This window comes from Azospirillum baldaniorum (assembly GCF_003119195.2).
In the GTDB taxonomy this organism is placed as follows: domain Bacteria; phylum Pseudomonadota; class Alphaproteobacteria; order Azospirillales; family Azospirillaceae; genus Azospirillum; species Azospirillum baldaniorum.
In genome coordinates this window covers 1293106-1313238 of sequence record NZ_CP022253.1, presented here as the reverse complement: position 1 = coordinate 1313238, position 20133 = coordinate 1293106, and the positions used below count along the sequence as shown (strand labels likewise).

Sequence of the window (20133 nt, the reverse complement as noted above, 5' to 3'; positions counted from 1 at the left end):
TTCGTCCCCATCCGCCCTCATCGTAGCGCCGACCCGCCAGGAACGCCATGACAGCCCTTCTCGACTTCGCCCGCGCGCTGGAGTTCGCCGCGCACAAGCACATCGACCAGCGCCGCAAGGGCGTGCGCGCCGAGCCCTACCTCAACCACCTGTCGGAGGTGGCGTTCCTCTGTGCCGAGGCGACGGCGGGCAATGACCCGGTGGTGGTCATCGCCGCACTGCTCCACGACACGCTGGAGGACACCGACGCCTCCTACGAGGAGATCGAGCAGCATTTCGGGGCGGAGGTCGCCGGCGTCGTGGCCGAGACCACCGACGACAAGCGCCTGCGCAAGGCGGAGCGCAAGCAACGGCAGATCGACGCCGCCCCCACCGCCTCCTCGCGCGCCAAGCTGGTGAAGCTGGCCGACAAGGTGTCCAACCTGCGCTCCATGGCGCACAGCCCGCCCGCCGACTGGCCGCTGGAGCGCAAGATCGAGTATTTCGAATGGGCGCACGCGGTCGTCGCCGGCCTGCGCGGCACCGACGCACGGCTGGAATCCCTGTTCGACCGCGCCTATGAGGACGGCTTGGCCGAGTTGCGCGGCGAGGCGGTCTAGACCCTTTTCGCCGCCGCGGTGGCTGATTTACCGCAGTGTGACTACATCACGGAAGGCTTATAAAAGAGGGGCTAGGTTGACCGCCGCGTCAAAGCAAGGTCGCACGCCATGTCCCTCTCCTCTCCGGCCCCCGCCGCCCACGACGCCGACCAGCCGCGCGAGCGCTGGTTCGTGCATCGCCCCAAGGTCTACGCCGCCGATGTCCACGGCCGCTTCCGCCGGCTGAAATGGCTGGCGCTGGCGGTCCTGCTCGGCGTCTATTACGTCACGCCCTGGCTGCGCTGGGATCGCGGGCCGGGAATTCCCGATCAGGCGGTGCTGGTCGATATGGTGGGCCGGCGCGCCTACTTCTTCTGGATCGAGATCTGGCCGCAGGAGGTCTATTACCTGACTGGCCTGCTCATCATCGGCGCCTTCGGCATCTTCTTCGCCACCACCCTGCTCGGCCGCATCTGGTGCGGCTACGCCTGCCCGCAGACGGTCTGGACCGACCTGTTCATGTGGGTGGAGCGCAAGCTGGAAGGCCCGCGCACCGAGCGCATCCGGCTCGACAAGGCACCGCTGTCGGCGCGCAAGCTGGGGCTGAAGGCGTCGAAGCACGCCATCTGGCTAATGATTTCCCTGGTCACCGGCGGCGCCTGGATCTTCTACTTCAACGACGCCCCGACCCTGCTGCGCGAGATCGCGACGGGCGAGGTGTCGTGGAAGGTCCTGGCCTTCGCCGGGCTGTTTACCGCCACCACCTATTTCTTCGCCGGCTGGGCGCGCGAGCAGATCTGCATCTACGTCTGCCCGTGGCGCAGCTTCCAGGCGGCGATGGTCGATGAGGACACCTACGTCGTCACCTACCAGGACTGGCGCGGCGAAGGGCGCGCGCCGCTGCGCAAGACGCAGAGCTGGGAGGAGCGGACGGCGGAGGGGCTGGGCGACTGCATCGACTGCAAGCTGTGCGTCCATGTCTGCCCGACCGGCACCGACATCCGCAAGGGCCAGCAGATCTCCTGCATCGGCTGTGGCCTGTGCGTGGATGCCTGCAACGACGTGATGGCCCAGGTCGGGCGCCCCGGCGACCTGATCCTGTTCGACACCCGCTCCAACCAAGTCGCCAGGGCCGACGGTCAGGCCGCCCCGGTGCGGCTGCTGCGCCCGCGCACGGTGATCTACGCGCTCATCATTCTGGTGGTGGCCGGCGCCATGGCGATCTCCCTGGCGCTGCGCCCGACGCTGGACGTCAGCGTGCTGCGCGACCGGGCGCCGCTCTACGTGCAGCAGTCGAACGGCGACGTGCAGAACGCCTACACCATCAAGATTCTGAACAAGACCCACGAAGCACGGACCTACCGCCTGTCGGTGGAGGGTTTGGCGAACGCCGACTTGTCGGTCGCCAGCGTGGACGCCCAGTCGGGAAGTTCGCTGACGCTCGCTGCGGAAGCGGATTCGGTGGCGACCTACCGCATCTTCGTCCGCGTGCCGCGGGGCGCCGCGACGCCGGGGTCCACCGACGTGACGGTGCTGGCGCGCGACCTGACCAGCGGCGAGATCGGCCGGCACCGCAGCGTGTTCATGGCGCCCTGAAAAGTCCCTCTCCCGGGGTGGGAGAGGGACGGTCCGCATCCGCTCAGTGCATCGTGTGCCCGCCAGCCGCGGCGGCACCGGTGAGCAGCGTCGGGTCCAGCATTCCGAAGATCATGGCGATGTGGGCGACGATCAGGAATAGCCCGACCAGGGCCGCGTGGATCGCCATGCGGCCCTGCTCGCCGCGGCCCCGGCCGATCAGCCCAAGGTCCAGGAGCGCGATGCCGCCGAGCGGGACGATGCCGGCGAGGTAGAAGCCCACCGCCAGCACGTCCGCCGGCCCGCGCCAGCCGCCGGATACGGTCAGCGGAACGACGGCGTTCTGAATCAGATGGATGAAGACGCCCGTGAAATAGACGCCGACAGTGATGCCGGCCCAGCGGTTCAGCCGCCGCACCGGGCCGTCATAGTCACGGGTGTAGAGCAGGTACAGTTCGCTGATCGCCACCGTCTCGGCCAGGATGACGGGAATCGCCATGAAGATCAGCAGGTTCCAGGGCTGGTTGACGGCCAGCAGTTCCATGTAGTGGGTCATGGTCATGGGGTGACTCGCGCGTGTTCGGCGGGCGCGCCGGTGCCTCGATCGGCGTAAGACCGGGTACGTCCGCAGGTCGGGGAAAAGGCGACGGAACGGCGGGAGTCAGGCGCGCGGCGGTGGCAGCGGCGGCGCGTGGACGGTGGCGGCGGGTTCGGTGTCCGTACCAGGAAGCAGGGTCGCGAGGCGATGGCCGAAGGGCACACCGATCCGGGCCGGCAGGCCGGTCAGGTCGCAGGCCCCGCTCAGGCACAGGCACCCGGCGGTGCCGTGTGCATGGGTCTTTCCCGGAAGCGGACTGTCCGTCGAGTGGTGGATGTCGCAGTCCGCGGCGTCCTGCACCGCGGTGGACTCGCAGTGCGGCGCCGGGAGGTCCGCCATGCGCATGGGTGCGGCACCGCCGAGAAGCCCGACGGCCAGAACCACAAGCGCGAGGAGGGACACCAGACGAGCCACGGGGACAACCGGCCTTTTGCCTGCGAGGCCACCGTCTTCCGGACGGTGTGCCCGCAGGATGATCCTGGGCCTGTCCCGGCCCCGCGGTCTTTGATGTCGATCAAGCCGCGGCGAGCGTCCGCACCAGCGTGTCGGAATCCACGTTGCGGCCGGACAGCACGGCGACGGTCCGCCCCTCCGCCGGAACCTTCCCGGCCAACAGCGCCGCCACCGCGGCGGCCCCGGCGCCTTCCGCCACCATGCCGAAGGAGCCGTGCAGGGTCCGCATCGCCGCCGCGACCTCCGCCTCCTCCACCTCGACCAGGGCGTCCACGAAGCCGGCCAGCAGGGCCTGCGGCAGCTTGCCCAGCGCGTCCACCGCGATCCCGTCGGCCAAGGTCGGCCCCCGCCGGCGCGCCAGCCGCACCCCGACCACGGTGACGGAGGGCTTGCGCGCCTTCACCGCCGCCGCCATCCCGGCCAGCAAACCGCCGCCGCCCACCGGCACCACCAGCCGGTCGAGGTCCGGGCGGTCAGCCAGCACCTCCAGCCCCACCGTGCCCTGCCCGGCGATCACGTCCGGATCGTCGTAGGGGTGCACGAAGGTCAGCCGCCGCTCCGCCGCCAGTTGCAGCGCGCGGGACTTCGCCTCCCCCACGTTGGCCCCGGACAGCACGACCTCGGCACCCAGCGCCTCCGTCCGCTCCACCTTGCAGCGCGGAGCGGTGACCGGCATGACGATGGTCGCCGCCACCCCGAGCCGCTGGGCGTGCAGCGCCAGTCCGGCGGCGTGGTTGCCCGCCGACATGGCGACGACGCCCGCCGCGCGCTCCAGCGCCGTCAGACGCAGCAGGCGGTTCAGGGCGCCGCGCTCCTTGAAGGCGCCGGTCGCCTGGAAGGTCTCCGCCTTCAGCCAGACGTCACGCCCCAGCACCGGAGCCGGCAGCAGCGGCGTGCGGACGATCCGCCCGCTCAAACGCTCGGCGGCGTCCTCGATGGCGGAGAGGGGGAGCCAGGACGGCAAACGGTCTTCGGTGTCGCGGCGACAGGAAACGGCAGGCAGACGGGTGGCGTGCGCGGACGGCATCGCGGGAGTCCTCGGGCGGAGGGAACGAACGGGGGGCGGAAAAGGAAGGCGCGAAACCCGGCCCGCGTCAGCGGACCGGGACGATAATTCGCGCGGAGCCCCGCATTCGCTCCGCCGGCTGGCGCAACGCACGCGTGAAGCAACGGATCAGGGAACGGTGATGAACCGGATTGCGGGTTCCGGAAGACCCAGGGCGCACGGACACGCCACACTCCACACCAGATTGCGAAAACGAACGCTCGCGGTCCGGCGCCCTCTGTCAGAGCGCCGGGGCGGTAATTCGCATTCGGTTCAGGTGCGGGGTCGATTGCATGCGTCGAGGCTGCCCCAGAAGGGCGACCGCAGTCAAGCCCTTCCGCCCCACCTTCCCGCCTGATGGCAGCGATCGGCCCACAACCGAAAGCTCAGTGGCTGCGATTCCCTCGTCAAGAAGGACGATGACTACAACCATTTGGGTCAATTTCACGTTTGGCAAAGTAAGTTTGCCTGACTGATAATTGATTTCCCCCGCTAAACATCATCACCCGCGACGGGGTCGCCAGGATATCTGCACACAAAAGTAATCATGGAGGGAAGGGATGAACGTTCTCGCGGTTCAGACGGCGCTTCAGGCCCAGGGATTCGATCCCGGGTCCCTGGATGGAGTTTGGGGCCGCAAGACCATCGCGGCGGTCATCGCGTTCCAACAGGCGCGCGGGCTCGCCCCCGACGGTGTGGTCGGTCCCCATACGGCGCGGGCGCTCTTCATGAACGCAGCCCCGCCCGGCGTCACCGACACGCTGGTCTGGATGGACGAAGCCAAGCGGCTGATGGGCACCAGGGAAGTGACCGGCCGGGGATCGAACAAGGAAATTCTGCAATGGGCCGACGACCTCGACCTTCACTACCCGGACGACGACGTTCCCTGGTGCGGCCTGTTCGTCGCGCATTGCATCGGCGCCACCCTTCCGTTGGAGGCGCTTCCCAACAACCCGCTCGGCGCTCGCAATTGGCTCAAGGCCGGAAAGACCTGCATCCCGTCCTGGGGAGCGATTCTGGTGTTCTGGCGGGGCTCGAAGACCGGATGGGAGGGGCATGTGGGCTTCTGCGCCGGCATGGACAAGGACGCCTTCCACGTTCTTGGCGGGAACCAGTCCAACAGCGTCAGCATCGCCAGGATCGCCAGAAATCGTCTCCTCGATGCCCGCTGGCCGGTGACGTCGCCCGACCTGCCTCAGGGCACGCTGATGGCCTCCGCCCTGGGAGACGCCGTAGTGTCCGAGAACGAGGTTTAGGAGCCACTGGAGGACGGTGGGTTGGGAGAACCGGCCCGCCGTCCTAAAGCGGATTGCAATCCGCTTTGGACCGCGCCGGCGGTCCCGGTCGCACATGCGACCGGAGCCTGCCGGCGAATGAGGCGATATGAGTCTAAAGCGAACGGAAGTTCGCTTCAGCGCCCTTCCCGCTTGGCGAGAAAAGCCAACCGTTCCAGCAGGTGAACGTCCTGCTCGTTCTTCAGGAGCGCACCGCACAGCGGCGGAATCAGACTGCGGGCGTCCTTGGCGCGCAGGGTCTCGGGGTCCACGTCCTCGACCATCAGCAGCTTGATCCAGTCGAGCAGTTCCGAGGTGGACGGCTTCTTCTTGAGGCCCGGCACCTCACGCAGGCTGTAGAACAGCGACATCGCCTCGCGCAGCAGGTCCTGCTTCAGGCCGGGATAATGGACGTCCACGATCCGCTCCATGGTGTCGCGGTCGGGGAAGCGGATGTAATGGAAGAAGCAGCGGCGCAGGAAGGCGTCCGGCAGTTCCTTCTCGTTGTTCGACGTGATGATGACGAGGGGGCGCCGGGCCGCCTTGACCGTTTGCCGCGTCTCGTAGACGTGGAACTCCATGCGGTCGAGTTCGAGCAGCAGGTCGTTGGGAAACTCGATATCGGCCTTGTCGATCTCGTCGATCAGCAGCACGGGGGGCTCCGGCGCCTCGAACGCCTCCCACAGCTTGCCGCGCACGATGTAATTGCCGATGTCGTGCACCCGCTCCTCGCCGAGTTGGCTGTCGCGCAGGCGGCTGACAGCGTCGTACTCGTAGAGCCCCTGCTGCGCCTTGGTGGTGGACTTGATGTGCCAGGCGAGCAGCGGCTTGTTCAGGGCGCGGGCGACCTCCTGGGCCAGCACGGTCTTGCCGGTGCCCGGCTCCCCCTTCACCAGCAGCGGGCGCTCAAGCGTGATGGCGGCGTTGACGGCCACCATCAGATCGTCGGTGGCGACGTAGGAGTCGGTGCCGGTGAAGCGCATGCCAGTCGGTTCCGCGGTATCGTTCGTTGACCCGCGCATCCTTCCAGCACGGCGGGCATCATGCAAGACGGAACCGCCGCGAGCCGCCCGGCGTTCCCCCGCGGAAGGAGTCCGCCATGGCGACCGATCCTAATTTTTGGCCCGACTATCTGGAACAGCACCGCAACCCGACGAACCGGGCACTGCACGTCGCCGGCACGCTGTCGGCGGCGACCCTGCTTGGGGTGGGACTGGCCCGCCGGGACTGGCGGGCGCTCGTGGCGGCGCCGCTGGTCGGCTACGGCGCGGCGTGGCTGGGCCATTTCCTGGTGGAGCGCAACCGTCCCAAGACGCTGGACGCGCCGCTGGCCTCGCTGGCCGCGGACGTCCGCATGGCCGGGCTGGCCCTGACGGGACAGCTGGCGCGGGAATACCGGCGCTACGGCATTCCCGACCGCCCCAGCCTCGTTATTCGCCAGCATCCGCCGAGCGCACCCGTGTTGGAGCCGGTGCGCTCGGACGACAGGCGCGGTTAGGAGGCGACCTTCGCCGGTGCTGGTTAGGAGGCGGCCTTCGCCGCCAGCGCCTTCTCGATGGCCTCGACGGCGGCGGGCGCCAGCGCGGCGTCCGGACCGCCGGCCTGGGCCATGTCCGGACGGCCGCCGCCGCCCTTCCCGCCCAGAGCCTCGGCGCCGACGCGCACCAGATCGACGGCGCTGATCTTGGCCGTCAGGTCGTCGGTGACGCCGACGACGATGGACGCCTTGCCCTCGTTGGAGGCGATCAGGACGACCACGCCGGAGCCGACCTGCTTCTTCAGCTCGTCGGCCATCGGCTTCAGGTCCTTGGCCGGCAGGCCCTCGACCACGCGGGCGGCGAACTTCACGCCCGCGATGTCCTTGGCCTCGTTGCCGCCGTCCGCCTTGGCGCCGCCACCCATGGCCACCTGACGGCGGAGTTCGGCCAGCTCGCGCTCCATCTTCTTGCGCTCGTCGACCAGGGCGGCGAGGCGCGACGGGACGTCTTCCGGACGGACCTTGAGGACGGACGCGGCCTCGGTCAGCAGATGGTCGCGCTCCGACAGCCACGCCTTCGCGCCGGTGCCGGTCAGCGCCTCGATGCGGCGCACGCCGGCGGCGACGGCGCCCTCGGCGACGATCGTGAACAGGCCGATGTCGCCGGTGCGGCGGACGTGGGTGCCGCCGCACAGCTCGATCGAGTAGTCGCGGTCCAGCTCACCGTGCGGGCCGCCCATGGAGACGACGCGCACCTCGTCGCCGTACTTCTCGCCGAACAGGGCCATGGCGCCGGAGGCGCGGGCCTCGTCCGGGGACATCAGGCGGGTGACGACCTCGCTGTTGCCGAGGATGCGGCGGTTCACCTCGTCCTCGACCGCGGCGATGTCCGCCGGGGTCAGGCCGGTCGGTTGGCTGATGTCGAAGCGCAGGCGCTCCTGGGCGACCAGCGAGCCCTTCTGGGTGACATGCTCGCCCAGACGGCGGCGCAGCGCCTCGTGCAGCAGGTGGGTGGCCGAGTGGTTGGCACGGATGGCCGAACGGCGCTCCGTGTCCACGCGCAGCTCCACCACGTCGCCGACCTTCAGCGTGCCCTTGGTGACCGTGCCGACATGGGCCCAGACGGCGCCCAGCTTCTTCTGGGTGTCGGAGACGGCGACCTCGGTGCCCTCGGCGGAGAAGATCACGCCGGCATCGCCGACCTGACCGCCGGACTCGCCGTAGAAGGGCGTCTGGTTCACGATGACCAGCACCTCGTCTCCGACGGTGGCCTGCTCGACGCGGGCGTCGCCCTTGACGATGGCGGTCACCTTGCCCTCGGCGACCTCGGTGTCGTAGCCGAAGAATTCCGTGGCGCCCAGCTCGTCCTTCAGCTCGTACCACAGCTTCTCGGTCGTCGCCTCGCCCGAGCCGGCCCAGGACTCGCGGGCCTTGCGGCGCTGCTCGTCCATGGCGGCCTTGAAGCCGCTCTCGTCGACCGGGCGGCCCTGGGTGCGCAACACATCCTGGGTCAGGTCGAGCGGGAAGCCGTAGGTGTCGTACAGCTTGAAGGCGACGTCGCCGGGCAGCGGCTGCCCCTCGCCCAAGCGGCCGACCTCATCCTCCAGCAGGCGCAGGCCGCGCTCCAGCGTCTGCTTGAAGCGGGTCTCCTCCAGCTTCAGCGTCTCGACGATCAGGGCGCGGGCCCGGTTCAACTCCGGATAGGCGTCGCCCATCTGCTGGATCAGCGCCGGGACGAGGCGGTGCATCAGCGGCTCACGGGCGCCGATCATGTGGGCGTGGCGCATGGCGCGGCGCATGATGCGGCGCAGCACGTAGCCGCGGCCCTCGTTCGACGGCAGCACGCCGTCGGCGATCAGGAAGCAGCAGGAGCGCAGATGGTCGGCGATGACGCGGTGCGAGACGGCGTGCGGGCCGTCCGGCGCGGTCTTCGTCGCCTCGGCGGAGGCCACGATCAGCGCCCGCATCAGGTCGATGTCGTAGTTGTCGTGCTTGCCCTGGAGCACGGCGGCCAGACGCTCCAGCCCCATGCCGGTGTCGATCGACGGCTTCGGTAGGGCGATCAGGTCGTCGGGACCGCGCTGCTCATACTGCATGAACACGAGGTTCCAGATCTCGATGAAGCGGTCGCCGTCCTGGTCGGGCGAGCCCGGAGGACCACCGGCGATGTGCGGGCCGTGGTCGAAGAAGATCTCCGAGCAGGGGCCGCAGGGGCCGGTGTCGCCCATGCGCCAGAAATTGTCATCGGTCGGGATGCGGATGATGCGGTCGTCCGACAGGCCGGCGACCTTGCGCCAGATGCCCGCCGCGTCCTCGTCGGAGCTGTGGACGGTGACCAGCAGCTTGTCCGCCGGCAACCCGAACTCCTTCGTCACGAGATTCCAGGCGAAGGCGATCGCGTCGTCCTTGAAATAGTCGCCGAACGAGAAGTTGCCCAGCATCTCGAAGAAGGTGTGGTGCCGCGCCGTGTAGCCGACGTTGTCCAGGTCGTTGTGCTTGCCGCCCGCGCGCACGCACTTCTGCGAGGTGGTGGCGCGCGAATAGGGCCGCTGCTCCGCCCCGGTGAAGACGTTCTTGAACTGCACCATGCCGGCGTTCGTGAACATCAGCGTCGGGTCGTTGCGCGGAACCAGCGGCGACGACTCCACGATCTGGTGGCCGTTCTTCGCGAAAAAGTCCAGGAACGTGCGGCGGATGTCGTTGGCGGTCTTCATAAGCTGTCCAGGCTCCGGCTACGGTCGGCTACAATCGGCGGCGCGGCCTTGTTCGCGGCCGAACCGTGCTTTTAACGTGACTTGCGGTGGCTGTCCACCGAGTGCCCGCCACTCCCCTGCGCGGCGACAGGCCGCGTGGACGGAGCGCCACACATTTGCATGATCGTCGGCGCGGACGGGCGGTGGAATCGGCCACCGCCCCGCCGCCAGCAAGGAGGCTCGACGGATGAGAAAGATCCTCGAACTCCTGATCCTGCTGTTGCGGGCGCTCAAGCTGCTGCTTGAGATCCTGAACCGCTAGGACCGGGCCGGCGGACGGGTGCTGGAACACCCGTCCGCCCAGCCTGAATGTAAGGTCTTTCCAGCCGCCCGGCAAGACGGCGAAAGCCCCTCCCCGGCAAACCGGAGAGGGGCTTTCACGCAGAGAAACCGGCTTGCCGTCCGGGATCACTCCGGTGTGGCGGCCTCGCCGTCGGCCTCCGGGGTGCCCATCATGGCGTCGGCGACGAGGCCGGCGTTGCCGCGGATCTTCGCCTCGATGGCGTCGGCCGTGGCCGGGTTGTTGCGCAGGTAGTTCTTGGCGTTCTCGCGGCCCTGGCCGATGCGGGTGCCGTCGTAGCTGAACCAAGCGCCCGACTTCTCCACCACGCCGGCCTGGATGCCGAGGTCGAGAAGCTCGCCCACCTTCGACACGCCCTCGCCGTACATGATGTCGAACTCGACCACGCGGAACGGCGGTGCCATCTTGTTCTTCACCACCTTCACGCGGGTCTGGTTGCCCACTACCGTCTCGCGGTCCTTGATCGCGCCGATGCGGCGGATGTCCAGACGGACGGAGGCGTAGAACTTCAGCGCGTTGCCGCCGGTCGTCGTCTCCGGGTTGCCGAACATCACGCCGATCTTCAGGCGGATCTGGTTGATGAAGATCACCAGGCAGTTCGACTTGGCGATGGAGCCGGTCAGCTTGCGCAGCGCCTGGCTCATCAGGCGGGCGTGCAGGCCGACGTGGCTGTCGCCCATCTCGCCTTCCAGTTCGGCGCGCGGCACCAAGGCTGCCACCGAGTCGACCACCAGCACGTCGACGGCGCCGGAGCGCACCAGCGTATCGGCGATCTCTAGCGCCTGCTCACCGGCGTCGGGCTGGGAGATCAGCAGCTCGTCCACATTCACGCCCAGCTTGCGGGCGTAGGACGGGTCCAGAGCGTGCTCCGCGTCCACGAAGGCGCAGGTGCCACCGCCCTTCTGGGCCTGGGCAATGGCGTGCAGCGCCAGCGTCGTCTTGCCCGAGCTTTCCGGCCCGTAAATCTCGATGATGCGGCCGCGCGGCAGGCCGCCGATGCCCAGCGCGATATCGAGGCCGAGAGAGCCGGTGGAAACGACCTCCGTCTCGACCGTGTTCTCGCGGGCGCCGAGCTTCATGATCGAGCCCTTGCCAAAGGCGCGCTCGATCTGCGCCAGAGCGGCATCCAGGGCCTTCTGCTTATCCATGGAATCCTTCTCGACCAAACGAAGCTGTGCGGACGACATGCCCGTCTCCCCTTGTTAGATCACATCCGCGGCCCCAGGGCCAACGATCTCACCAACGGTCATTCGGTGAGAGGGAATGTACCAGCTTTGTTCCCCTGCGCAAAGCCCTAAGTTCCGCGAATGTTCTCATCGCAAGTTAGGAACGATCCGGCGCCGTGCAATGACCATTCGCCTCTGGCACCATGACCGTCCGAGGGCGATGCAACGGAATTCCAGCGGCTGCGTTCATGAGGAGATGCTCCGCCAACGACACCCCGAAAAGCCACGCATGACGACCGTCCACTCGACGCTCGACCGCATGATCGACCGCCTCATCACCCAGCGCGTCGCCCTCGGCTGGGCCGCCGGCTGCGTTGCGGGAACCCCTGGTTTGGTGATGGAGATCGGTCTGGGCAAGGGCCGCACCTACGACCATCTGCGCAGCCTGTTCCCGCCGCGCGACATCCTGGTCTTCGACATGTGGGCGCGCGTTCCCACCGCCCTGCGCCCGGACGAGGACCGGCTGCTCCTCGGCGATTTCCGGGACACGCTGCCCGCCGCGGCCGAGCTCTTCCGCGGTGCGGTGCGGCTGGCCCATGCCGACATCGGCAGCGCGCAGGAAGACGACGAGGACGGCATCCGCCAGTGGATCGGCGGGCTGATCGAACCCTTCCTGGCGCAGGGCGCACTCGTCCTGTCGGACCGCCCGATCGGCGCCGGGCGTCACGGGTGGGAGGCTCTCGACGTTCCGGGAACCGAACGCTGGGCCTATCACGGCTGGCGCGTCGGCTAGACGGCGCCGCAGCCTCCCAGGCCGCCGCTATTTGCCGTCCCGGATGACCTCCTTCACCTTGGAAGCCAATTGCTTCAGGGAGAAGGGCTTGGGCAGGAAGTGGGCGACCTCGACCCCGTCGATCTCGCCCAGACGGTCCTCGGCGTAGCCGGAGATGAAGATCACCCGCATGTCGGGCCGCACCTGCCGAACATGGCGGGCCAGGGTCGGCCCGTCCATCTGCGGCATCACCACGTCGGTGATCAGCAGGTCGATGCGGCTGCCGTCCGTGCCGATCTGCTGCAGCGCCGCCTCGCCGTTCTTGGCCTCCAGCACCTGATAGCCCTTGTTGCGCAGCGCGCGGGCGGAGAAGACGCGCACGGCGTCCTCGTCCTCCACCAGCATGATGGTGCCGGAGCCGGTCAGGTCGCTGCCGCGCCGCTCGCGCGGCTCGCCCTGGTCGGGGCGGGCCTCGCCCTTGTGGCGGGGCAGCAGGATGGTAAAGGTCGTCCCCTCCCCCTTCTCCGATTCGACCAGCACGAATCCGCCGGTCTGGCGAACGATGCCGTAGACGGTGGACAGCCCCAGCCCGGTGCCCGACCCCACGCCCTTGGTGGTGAAGAAGGGTTCAAAGATGCGCTGGAGATTTTCCTTGGGAATGCCGCAGCCGGTGTCGATCACCTCGATGGACACGTAGTCGCCGGCCGGAATGGTCTCGTGCTCGCGGCGCTGCGCCTGCTCCACCACATGGTTGGAGGTGACGATGGTCAGCCGCCCGCCTCCGGCCATGGCGTCGCGCGCGTTGACCACGAGGTTGATGATCACCTGCTCCAGCTGGTTCTGGTCAACCTTCACATAGCCGATGTCGCGGCCGTGGAGCATCTTCAGCTCGATGTTCTCGCCGATCAGCCGGCGCATCAGGTTGCCAAGCTCGGCCAGCACGTCGGTCACGCTGAGGATGCGCGGCTGCAGCGTCTGCTGGCGTGAGAAGGCCAGGAGCTGGCGCACGAGGTTGGCCGCGCGGTTGGCGTTCTGCTTGATCTGCATGATGTCGCTGAAGGACTGGTCGCCCGGCTTGTGGCGCAGCAGCAGCAGATCGCAGAAGCCGATCATCGCGGTCAGCAGGTTGTTGAAATCGTGGGCGACGCCGCCGGCCAGCTGGCCGACCGCCTGCATCTTCTGAGACTGGGCGAACTGGGCCTCCAGCCCCTTGCGCTCGGTCATGTCGATGAAATGCAGGATCAGCCCCGCCGCCCCTTCCGGCCCCACCCCGCCGAGCCGCCGCGCGTAGAGCTGGGCCACCAGCTCGCGCCCGCCGGTCAGCCGCACCTCCAGCGGGGCGGCGGGGTCGGAGCCGCCCTGCACGGCGGTCAGCCGCTCGGTCACCATGGCGCGCTCCGCCGGGACGATCAGGTCGGCCATGCCCCGCCCGAGAACGTTGCCGGCCTCGCTGCCGATCAGCGCCAGGAAGGCCTGGTTGCACTCGGCCAGCCGCCCAACCTCATCCACCAGGGCGATGCCGATGGGCGCGTCCTCGAAGAAGCGCTGGAAGCGCTGCTCGGACAGGCGCAGGGCCTCCTGCCACTCGCGTTCCGGCGTCAGGTCGCGCACGACGGAGCGGGTGTGCGAAATCCGCCCGTCCTCGCCCCTCACCACGCTCTGCGCGACATAGGCCTGGAAGCGGCGGCCCTGGAGCCCGTCCATGGCGATCTCGCCGCGCTGCTCCAATCCGCCGCCCTCCAGGAGGTCGTAGGGAGCGGAGGAGGCGGGCGGATGGGCCAGCACATCGTGAAGGCGGCGCCCGCCCTCGACCAGATCCTCCGGCGCGCAGCCCAGCCACTTCGCCAGGGTCGCGTTGACGAACTGGAAGTGCCCGTCCTGGTCCACCGAGAAGAAGCCGATCGGCGCGTGATCCATGAAATCGACGAGCTGGGTCTGCTCGCGCCGCGTCACCTGTTCCAATTCGCGCCGCGCGGTGATGTCCTCGACACGCCACATCACCGCCCCGGCGTGCCCGTCGATGGGCTGGCCCTGGATGCGGCGCCATTCGGCGGCGCGCCCCTGCTGGCGGACCGCCAGCTCTATGGAGCCGGAATAGCCGCCCTTGACCCGCTCGCACAGGCGGCGGAAGGCGTCGGCGCTGTCCGCATCGTCGGCGAACTGGCGTTCGAGCGCACGCAGCGGCGGCTCGCCCTCGCTCCAGCCGGTCAGCGAGCGGAAGGTGCTGTTGACGAAGACCACATGCCCGGCGCCGTCGCAGACGAGCTGGCCGGAGGGAAGCCCCTCCAGCGCGCTGCCCAGCAGGGAACCGACGCGGGCCACCCGCCGCCGCGCGCGGACCATGCGGATCGCCAAAGCCAAGGCTCCAGCTCCCGCGGTGGTCAGGCCGGCCCATGCCACAGGATCGCGGTCCAGAACCACCCCAGCCCCCGCAGCGACCAGCCCGGCCAGAAGAAGGGCCGCCAGAACCGCGGTGGCGAAGCCGCCGCCGGGCCGTTCCCCCACCCCCGCGGCACCATCGGGGCGGTGGCCGGCGGGAGCGCTGTCGGCAAAGGAAGAGGTCGTGTCGTCCACCGGAACTCCAGGTCAGCCGTTCGCCGCAAGGAAAGGTCCGGGAACGGTCCTCAGTTCCGCACCGCGCGTCCTTTCAGCTTGAAGACATAGGTAATGACTTCCGCCACCGCGCGATAGTGCTCGGACGGAACCTCCTCGTCGATATCGCATGCGGCATAGAGCGCACGGGCGAGGGGCGGATTCTCCATCACCGGCACGCCGTTCTCCTCGGCGATCTCGCGGATCTTGAAGGCGACGGCGTCGGCGCCCTTCGCCACCACCATCGGGGCACCCATGGTGGTGGAGTCGTATTTCAGCGCGACGGCGAAGTGGGTCGGGTTGGTCACCACCACGTCGGCGCCGGGCACCGCCGCCATCATGCGCTTGCGCGCCCGCTCGAACCGCAACTGGCGGATGCGTCCCTTCACGTGCGGGTCGCCTTCGGCCTGCTTGTGTTCGTCCTTCACCTCCTGCTTGGTCATGCGCATTTTCTTGTCGAAGCTGTGGCGCTGCCAGAACAGGTCGGCCCCGGCGATCAGGGTCAGGATGGCCAGAACGCCGGCGAGCAGCCGGAAGGTCAGGCCATCCATCTCGCGGAGCAGCAGCATCATGTCGATGCCGATGAAATGCTCGATGGTGAGCATCATCGGCTGGAGCGCGATGTAGGCGACGATGCCGACCACCGCGACCTTGGCCAGGCTCTTCAGCAGATCGACGCCCTTCTGGGCGCTGAACATGTTGGCGATGCCGGAGATCGGATTCAGCTTGCTGAATTTCGGCGCGATCAGCTCCCAGGAGACGTTGAAGCCCTTCTGCCCGATGGTGCCGATCACCCCGGCGAACAGCAGGAACAGGATCGGCAGCCACAGCGCCCACAGGATGTCCTTCATCACCCGCATCAGCACCGCGCCGACCCCGCCCTGGTCCATGGGGATCTGGTCCAGATGCTCGAAGAAGAAGTTCAGGCGGGGCACCATGCCCTTCAGCGTTCCGGGCAGGGTCGTGACCAGGATCACCAGCGCCGCGGCGATCATCAGCCAGTTGCCGATTTCCTGGGTCATCGCGAACTGGCCCTGCTTGTGGGCCTCGTCGAGCTTCTTTTGCGTCGGTTCTTCTGTTTTGGATGATTCATCCGCGTCTTCGGACACCGGATCTCTCCCCGCTCAGCCCGGTCTCAGGAAATCGACGAAGGCGGCCTCGAAATGGGTCAGCCAGAACATCATCATCGCGGCCAGCGTCAGGGCGAACATGAACAGCCCCAGCGCGACCTGGAGCGAGGTGAACAGGAAGAACACCTGGATCTGCGGCGCCAGCTTGTTCAGCAGACCCAGCGCCAGCGCGAACAGCATGCCGGAGATCAGGAACGGCGCCGCCATCTGCACGCCCAGCATGAAGGACTTGCCGACCAGCTGCCCGACCACGTTCGCCATGTCGTCGATGGGGATCGCCGCCCCCGGCGCGAAGGTGGAATAGCTGTCCACCACCGCCATGATCAGCAGATGGTGCAGGTTCGTGATGAAGATCAGCAGCAGCCCCAGCCACCCCATCAGGGCGCCGGGCAGCGATCCTTGCGACGCCATGGCCGGGTTGAACATCTGGGCGTTCGACAGGCCGGACTGAAGCGCGATGATCGTCCCGGCCACCTCCAAGGCGCCCATCAGCAGGCGGGCGACGGTGCCCATGAAGATGCCGACGGTCACCTCCCCGGCGATCAGCACGAACAGGCGGAAGATGTTGTCGGGCATCGGCGGCATGCGGTCGCCCAGCACCGGCGCCACCAGAACGCTGACCGCAACGGAAAAGAGAAGGCGCGTGCGGGTGGAGACGAAGGCGTCGCCGATGGTCGGCATGATGCTGAAGGCTGTCCCGACGCGCGCGAAGACCAGCAACCAGAGGAAGATCTGGTCGCCCAGAAACTGCTGAAGCAGGTTCATCCGCCGCCGCCGGGAAGGTTTCCGGCGTTGGGGACCGTGTTCACGCCGGTGCCGATGGCGACGATGCGGTCGGCGACCTCATGCTCGAAAAAGGACCGCAACTCGCCCAGCATGAAGGGCATCAGCAGGATCGACAGGCCGAAGACCAGCAGGACCTTCGGCACCATGGCCAGAGTCTGCTCGCTGATCTGGGTGACGGCCTGGAACACCGAGATGATCGTGCCGACCACCATCATGGCGACCAGAACCGGCGCCACCACGAACACCAGCGTGACGATGGAGGTGCGGCAGATCTCGATGACGTCGGTTTCGCTCATGATGCTTCGCTCAGGGCACGTGTGCTCAGGATCCGCAAGCCGCCGTCAGATCGGCATGCGCAGGATTTCCTGATAGGCCGACAGCACCTTGTCGCGTACGGCGGTGACGGTCTGCAGCGTCACCTCGGCGTTGGTGACGGCCTGGACCACGTCGGTCAGGTCGGCCTGCCCGACGGCGGCCTTGGCGGTCATCGTCTCGCCCTGCTTCAGGTCGCCGATGACCTCCTTGGCGGTCTGCTCCAGAACGTCGCCGAAGCTGACGCCGTTGCGCGGGGCCATGCCCGGCCCGGTCGTGGAGGCGGCCGTGTTCGCGTAGGCCGCGGCGGCGTTGATCGGGTTGACCATGGGACGGGCGTCCTTCCTTCAGAAAAAGCGTCGCGGCGTCAGGCGCGGAGGATGTCGATGGTGCGCGTCAGCATCTGGCGGGCGCTGTCCACCGCCGACAGGTTGGCCTCGTAGGAGCGCTGCGCCTCGCGCATGTCCATCGCCTCGACCACCGAATTGACGTTGGGCAGCAGCACGTAGCCGTCGGCGTCCGCGGAGGGATGCGAAGGGTCGTAGCGCCGCTCGAAGTCCTTCTTGTCCACGTCGATCTTGGCGACGCGGACGAGATCGACCCCCATCTGGCGGTCCAGGGCGTTCTGGAACATCACGACCTTGCGCCGGTAGGGCAGATCGCCCGGCGTTTCCGCCGTGGTGTTGGCGTTGGCCAGATTTTCCGCAATGGTCTTCAGGCGCGTGCCCTGCGCCTTCATGCCGGACGCGGACACCGCCATCGACGTGTAGAGATCCATGTTCCGCCTCCTTCTCCTCGAACCCTGCCGCCCCGAACCCCGCCGCTCCTTAACCGCCGCTGCGGATGGAGGACCGGATCAGGTTGACCTGCTTCTTGTAGAGGTTCGTGATCGTCTGAAAGTCCATGCCGGTCTGGCCCTGCTTCAGCATCTGCTCTTCCAGGACCACGTTGTTGCCGTCCGGCGCCGTCTCGTAGGGATTGCGCTGGCGCTGCTCCTGGTTCAGCCCGCCCGTGCCGCGCGTCCCCTGGAGGTGCGAGGCGTTGGTGGCGTTGGGCTGAAGGCGGCGGCTGTCGGACAGGGCGTCGCGGAAGGTGAAGGGCTTCAGGTCGCGGCCCTTGTAATCCGGCGTGTCGGCGTTCGCGATGTTCTGCGCGATCACGTTCTGGCGTTCGGTCAGCCAGCCCATCTTGCGCGACATCAGCTTGAAGAGGCCGAGATTCTCGAGATTCATCGCCGGGTTCCGGTCTGAGGGCCTGCCGCCCGGACGCGCGAAGGCGCGCACCAGGGCGGGCGGGATGCATCACAGCATGTCGATCTTCCGCCGTTTCAGTTAATCAAAGGTGAATCCCACCCCTAGCATTGCTCCGCCCTTTCTCGCCACGCTTGAGCTTCATGCTTCGTTAAGCATGTTCCGCCAGGATACGCCCATCGACACAGGCCATCCGGCAGGAGCCCCTTGTCCGAGCCGACTCCCAACCACCGCCCTCTCCCCAACCGGCCCGTCGCGGTCGCGCTGAAGTATGAGCTGGGCGACCAGTCCCTGCCCCGCGTCGTCGCCACCGGCAAGGGCCATGTGGCCGAGCAGATCCTGGAGCTGGCCTTCGCCAACGGCGTGAAGGTGCGCGAGGACGCCGACCTCGTGCAGATCCTGTCGGCGGTGGACATCGACTCGGAAATCCCCATCGAGGCCATCGCCGCCGTGGCCGAGATCCTCGCCTACGTCTACCGCGCCAACGGCACGCTGCCGCCGTCTGCGGAACCGGCCACCGGAGAGGCTCCGTGACAGACACCGCGACGCTCCGCCGGGACATCCACGCTCTGGCCGCCGCGCTGGAGGAGACCCGCGACCAGATGGAGGCCGGACTGACGGCGGACCTCACCGGGCTCGACACCCGGGTCGCCGCCCTGTGCGCCGAGGCGCAGTCCGCCCGCGGTGACGCCGAACTGGCCGCCGCCCTGGAACGCCTGCTCCCCACGCTGGACGCCGTCGCCGCGGCGCTGACCCGCCAGAGGGAAACGCTGGCCGCCGCCGCCGAGGGACGCCACGATCCCCATTCGGCGCGCCAGCGTGCCAGCGCCGTTTACGGCCGCAGCGCCCCCGCCGACCTCCCGTCCGACCCGCCGGCCACGCCGTCCCGACAGAGCTGACCTGATCCATGGGCCTCGACCAGTACATCCAATTCGTTCTCGCCCTCGCCTTCGTCATCGCGCTGATCGTGCTGGTGGCCTGGGTGATGCGCCGCATCGGCTTCGGCGGCATGACCGCCACGTCGGGGCGCCAGCGCCGGCTGGGCGTCGTCGAGGTGCTGCCGCTCGACGGCAAGCGTCGGCTGGTGCTGGTCCGCCGCGACGACCGCGAGCATCTGCTGCTGCTCAGCGCCTTCGGCGACCAAGTGGTTGACCAGACGCCGCGCGGCGGCTTCCAGGGCGCGCTGGCCGAGGCCGCCGCCCCACCGTCCACAACCACACCGTCCACCGCCCTGCCCCCCGCCGGGGCCCGGTCATGAAAGCCGGCATGGGCATGACCAGACGGCTGGCGTTCGCCGGGCTGCTGGCGCTGGCGATCGGGGTGGCCGGGGCGCTGGCCGCCGGGCCGGCGCTGGCGCAGAGCATGACCTTCGACCTGGGCGACGCCGGGGGATCGACCACCGGGCGCATCGTCCAGATGGTCGCGCTGATCACGGTGCTGTCGCTGGCGCCGTCGATCCTCATCATGATGACGGCCTTCACCCGCATCGTCATCGTTCTGTCCTTCCTGCGCTCGGCGCTGGGCATCCAGCAGGTGCCGCCGAACACGGTGCTGATGTCTCTGGCGGTTTTCCTGACCTTCTTCGTCATGGCGCCGGTGTTCGAGCGTTCCTACAACCAGGGCATCCAGCCCCTGATCAACCAGGACATCGACGAGACGGAGGCCTTCCGCCGCACGGTCGCCCCGCTGCGCGAGTTCATGCTGAAGCACACCAGCGAGAAGGACCTGCGCCTGTTCATGGACATGGCGCGCATCGAGAACGTGGCGGACGCCGAGCAGACCCCGCTGCACGTGCTGGTCCCCGCCTTCATGATCTCGGAGATCAAGCGAGCCTTCGAGATCGGCTTCCTGCTGTTCCTGCCCTTCCTGATCATCGACATGGTGGTGTCGTCGATCCTGATGTCGATGGGCATGATGATGCTGCCGCCGACCATGGTAGCGATTCCGTTCAAGATCATCTTCTTCGTGCTGGTGGACGGCTGGTACCTGATCGCCGGATCGCTGGCCCGCAGCTTCGGCACGCTGTAGGCGCTTTTCGTCCGGGGTTCCGCAGGTTGCCCTTCGCCTTCGG

22 protein-coding genes are annotated in these 20133 nt (G+C 68.0%); 9 read left to right on the top strand and 13 right to left on the bottom strand.

Going from position 1 to position 20133, the window contains the following annotated elements:
- Positions 1-47: 47 nt before the first annotated feature.
- Complete coding sequence (locus tag Sp245p_RS06160; protein ID WP_014240953.1) at positions 48-599, top strand: HD domain-containing protein; 552 nt, start codon at positions 48-50, stop codon at positions 597-599.
- Positions 600-707: 108 nt separating this feature from the next.
- Positions 708-2174, top strand: coding sequence for a cytochrome c oxidase accessory protein CcoG (gene ccoG / locus Sp245p_RS06155; protein WP_014240954.1), 1467 nt, complete (start codon positions 708-710; stop codon positions 2172-2174).
- A 43-nt stretch (positions 2175-2217) separates the two neighbouring features.
- On the opposite strand, the gene Sp245p_RS06150 is transcribed toward ccoG, so the two are convergent.
- From Sp245p_RS06150 to Sp245p_RS06140, 3 genes are all read right to left on the bottom strand, one after another.
- On the bottom strand, positions 2218-2715 hold the full coding sequence (locus Sp245p_RS06150; protein ID WP_014240955.1) for a DUF6803 family protein: 498 nt from the start codon (positions 2713-2715) through the stop codon (positions 2218-2220).
- 99 nt (positions 2716-2814) lie between these two features.
- On the bottom strand, positions 2815-3165 hold the full coding sequence (locus Sp245p_RS06145) for a hypothetical protein (protein WP_082188168.1): 351 nt from the start codon (positions 3163-3165) through the stop codon (positions 2815-2817).
- Positions 3166-3265: 100 nt separating this feature from the next.
- Positions 3266-4168 (bottom strand): pyridoxal-phosphate dependent enzyme, encoded by a 903-nt coding sequence (locus tag Sp245p_RS06140; RefSeq protein WP_244947632.1) that lies wholly within the window; start codon positions 4166-4168, stop codon positions 3266-3268.
- Between the two features lie 641 nt (positions 4169-4809).
- Here Sp245p_RS06140 and Sp245p_RS06135 point away from each other — a divergent pair.
- The gene (locus Sp245p_RS06135) at positions 4810-5505 is read left to right on the top strand and encodes an NlpC/P60 family protein (RefSeq protein WP_109138407.1); all 696 of its coding nucleotides are present in this window, start codon (positions 4810-4812) and stop codon (positions 5503-5505) included.
- Between the two features lie 155 nt (positions 5506-5660).
- Here the strand turns inward: Sp245p_RS06135 and Sp245p_RS06130 are convergent, their stop codons facing one another.
- Entirely contained in the window at positions 5661-6506 is an 846-nt protein-coding gene (locus tag Sp245p_RS06130; RefSeq protein WP_014240958.1) for an AAA family ATPase, read from the bottom strand.
- 116 nt (positions 6507-6622) lie between these two features.
- On the opposite strand from Sp245p_RS06130, the gene Sp245p_RS06125 reads away from it, so the two are divergent.
- Positions 6623-7021: an Mpo1-like protein gene (locus tag Sp245p_RS06125; protein ID WP_014240959.1), complete on the top strand. Its 399-nt coding sequence runs from the start codon at positions 6623-6625 to the stop codon at positions 7019-7021.
- A 23-nt stretch (positions 7022-7044) separates the two neighbouring features.
- Here the strand turns inward: Sp245p_RS06125 and alaS are convergent, their stop codons facing one another.
- On the bottom strand, positions 7045-9714 hold the full coding sequence (alaS, locus tag Sp245p_RS06120) for an alanine--tRNA ligase (protein WP_014240960.1): 2670 nt from the start codon (positions 9712-9714) through the stop codon (positions 7045-7047).
- Between the two features lie 447 nt (positions 9715-10161).
- The gene (recA, locus tag Sp245p_RS06115; RefSeq protein WP_014240962.1) at positions 10162-11241 is read right to left on the bottom strand and encodes a recombinase RecA; all 1080 of its coding nucleotides are present in this window, start codon (positions 11239-11241) and stop codon (positions 10162-10164) included.
- 268 nt (positions 11242-11509) lie between these two features.
- Between recA and Sp245p_RS06110 the strand changes: the two genes are divergently transcribed.
- Positions 11510-12013, top strand: coding sequence for a class I SAM-dependent methyltransferase (locus tag Sp245p_RS06110; protein ID WP_014240964.1), 504 nt, complete (start codon positions 11510-11512; stop codon positions 12011-12013).
- A 27-nt stretch (positions 12014-12040) separates the two neighbouring features.
- On the opposite strand, the gene Sp245p_RS06105 is transcribed toward Sp245p_RS06110, so the two are convergent.
- Genes Sp245p_RS06105 through flgB form a run of 7 tightly spaced genes read right to left on the bottom strand, consistent with a single transcriptional unit; the run spans position 12041 to position 18044 of the window.
- Positions 12041-14566 (bottom strand): hybrid sensor histidine kinase/response regulator, encoded by a 2526-nt coding sequence (locus tag Sp245p_RS06105; RefSeq protein ID WP_014240965.1) that lies wholly within the window; start codon positions 14564-14566, stop codon positions 12041-12043.
- 50 nt (positions 14567-14616) lie between these two features.
- Entirely contained in the window at positions 14617-15693 is a 1077-nt protein-coding gene (gene flhB, locus Sp245p_RS06100) for a flagellar biosynthesis protein FlhB (RefSeq protein WP_014240966.1), read from the bottom strand.
- Between the two features lie 15 nt (positions 15694-15708).
- Positions 15709-16479 (bottom strand): flagellar biosynthetic protein FliR, encoded by a 771-nt coding sequence (gene fliR, locus Sp245p_RS06095; RefSeq protein ID WP_014240967.1) that lies wholly within the window; start codon positions 16477-16479, stop codon positions 15709-15711.
- Positions 16476-16796, bottom strand: a complete 321-nt coding sequence (locus Sp245p_RS06090; protein ID WP_014240968.1) for a flagellar biosynthetic protein FliQ — start codon at positions 16794-16796, stop codon at positions 16476-16478. Before Sp245p_RS06090 ends, fliR begins: the two co-directional genes overlap by 4 nt.
- Positions 16797-16841: 45 nt before the next feature.
- Positions 16842-17141, bottom strand: a complete 300-nt coding sequence (gene fliE, locus Sp245p_RS06085; RefSeq protein WP_014240969.1) for a flagellar hook-basal body complex protein FliE — start codon at positions 17139-17141, stop codon at positions 16842-16844.
- 38 nt (positions 17142-17179) lie between these two features.
- Positions 17180-17590, bottom strand: coding sequence for a flagellar basal body rod protein FlgC (gene flgC, locus Sp245p_RS06080; RefSeq protein ID WP_094302992.1), 411 nt, complete (start codon positions 17588-17590; stop codon positions 17180-17182).
- 49 nt (positions 17591-17639) lie between these two features.
- Positions 17640-18044, bottom strand: a complete 405-nt coding sequence (gene flgB, locus Sp245p_RS06075; RefSeq protein ID WP_014240970.1) for a flagellar basal body rod protein FlgB — start codon at positions 18042-18044, stop codon at positions 17640-17642.
- Positions 18045-18269: 225 nt separating this feature from the next.
- On the opposite strand from flgB, the gene Sp245p_RS06070 reads away from it, so the two are divergent.
- From Sp245p_RS06070 to fliP, 4 genes are read left to right on the top strand one after another with little or no spacing between them, the layout of a single operon-like run.
- Entirely contained in the window at positions 18270-18596 is a 327-nt protein-coding gene (locus Sp245p_RS06070; protein WP_014240972.1) for an EscU/YscU/HrcU family type III secretion system export apparatus switch protein, read from the top strand.
- A complete protein-coding gene (locus tag Sp245p_RS06065; RefSeq protein WP_109138405.1) occupies positions 18593-18961 on the top strand; it encodes a hypothetical protein in 369 nt (122 codons plus the stop codon). Before Sp245p_RS06070 ends, Sp245p_RS06065 begins: the two co-directional genes overlap by 4 nt.
- 8 nt (positions 18962-18969) lie before the next feature.
- A complete protein-coding gene (locus Sp245p_RS06060; protein ID WP_014240974.1) occupies positions 18970-19320 on the top strand; it encodes a FliO/MopB family protein in 351 nt (116 codons plus the stop codon).
- Positions 19321-19334: 14 nt separating this feature from the next.
- Entirely contained in the window at positions 19335-20090 is a 756-nt protein-coding gene (fliP, locus tag Sp245p_RS06055) for a flagellar type III secretion system pore protein FliP (RefSeq protein WP_165359978.1), read from the top strand.
- Positions 20091-20133: the final 43 nt, after the last annotated feature.

Excerpts from the sequence above, each read along its gene's own strand:
- Sp245p_RS06150 (WP_014240955.1), bottom strand. The coding sequence starts at position 2,715 with ATGACCATGACCCACTACATGGAACTGCTGGCCGTCAACCAGCCCTGG.
- flgC (WP_094302992.1), bottom strand. The coding sequence starts at position 17,590 with ATGGATCTCTACACGTCGATGGCGGTGTCCGCGTCCGGCATGAAGGCG.
- Sp245p_RS06090 (WP_014240968.1), bottom strand. The coding sequence starts at position 16,796 with ATGAGCGAAACCGACGTCATCGAGATCTGCCGCACCTCCATCGTCACG.
- Sp245p_RS06060 (WP_014240974.1), top strand. The coding sequence starts at position 18,970 with ATGGGCCTCGACCAGTACATCCAATTCGTTCTCGCCCTCGCCTTCGTC.
- fliE (WP_014240969.1), bottom strand. The coding sequence starts at position 17,141 with ATGGTCAACCCGATCAACGCCGCCGCGGCCTACGCGAACACGGCCGCC.
- Sp245p_RS06135 (WP_109138407.1), top strand. The coding sequence starts at position 4,810 with ATGAACGTTCTCGCGGTTCAGACGGCGCTTCAGGCCCAGGGATTCGAT.
- Sp245p_RS06125 (WP_014240959.1), top strand. The coding sequence starts at position 6,623 with ATGGCGACCGATCCTAATTTTTGGCCCGACTATCTGGAACAGCACCGC.
- ccoG (WP_014240954.1), top strand. The coding sequence starts at position 708 with ATGTCCCTCTCCTCTCCGGCCCCCGCCGCCCACGACGCCGACCAGCCG.
- Sp245p_RS06130 (WP_014240958.1), bottom strand. The coding sequence starts at position 6,506 with ATGCGCTTCACCGGCACCGACTCCTACGTCGCCACCGACGATCTGATG.
- fliR (WP_014240967.1), bottom strand. The coding sequence starts at position 16,479 with ATGAACCTGCTTCAGCAGTTTCTGGGCGACCAGATCTTCCTCTGGTTG.
- alaS (WP_014240960.1), bottom strand. The coding sequence starts at position 9,714 with ATGAAGACCGCCAACGACATCCGCCGCACGTTCCTGGACTTTTTCGCG.
- recA (WP_014240962.1), bottom strand. The coding sequence starts at position 11,241 with ATGTCGTCCGCACAGCTTCGTTTGGTCGAGAAGGATTCCATGGATAAG.
- flgB (WP_014240970.1), bottom strand. The coding sequence starts at position 18,044 with ATGAATCTCGAGAATCTCGGCCTCTTCAAGCTGATGTCGCGCAAGATG.
- Sp245p_RS06160 (WP_014240953.1), top strand. The coding sequence starts at position 48 with ATGACAGCCCTTCTCGACTTCGCCCGCGCGCTGGAGTTCGCCGCGCAC.
- fliP (WP_165359978.1), top strand. The coding sequence starts at position 19,335 with ATGACCAGACGGCTGGCGTTCGCCGGGCTGCTGGCGCTGGCGATCGGG.
- Sp245p_RS06110 (WP_014240964.1), top strand. The coding sequence starts at position 11,510 with ATGACGACCGTCCACTCGACGCTCGACCGCATGATCGACCGCCTCATC.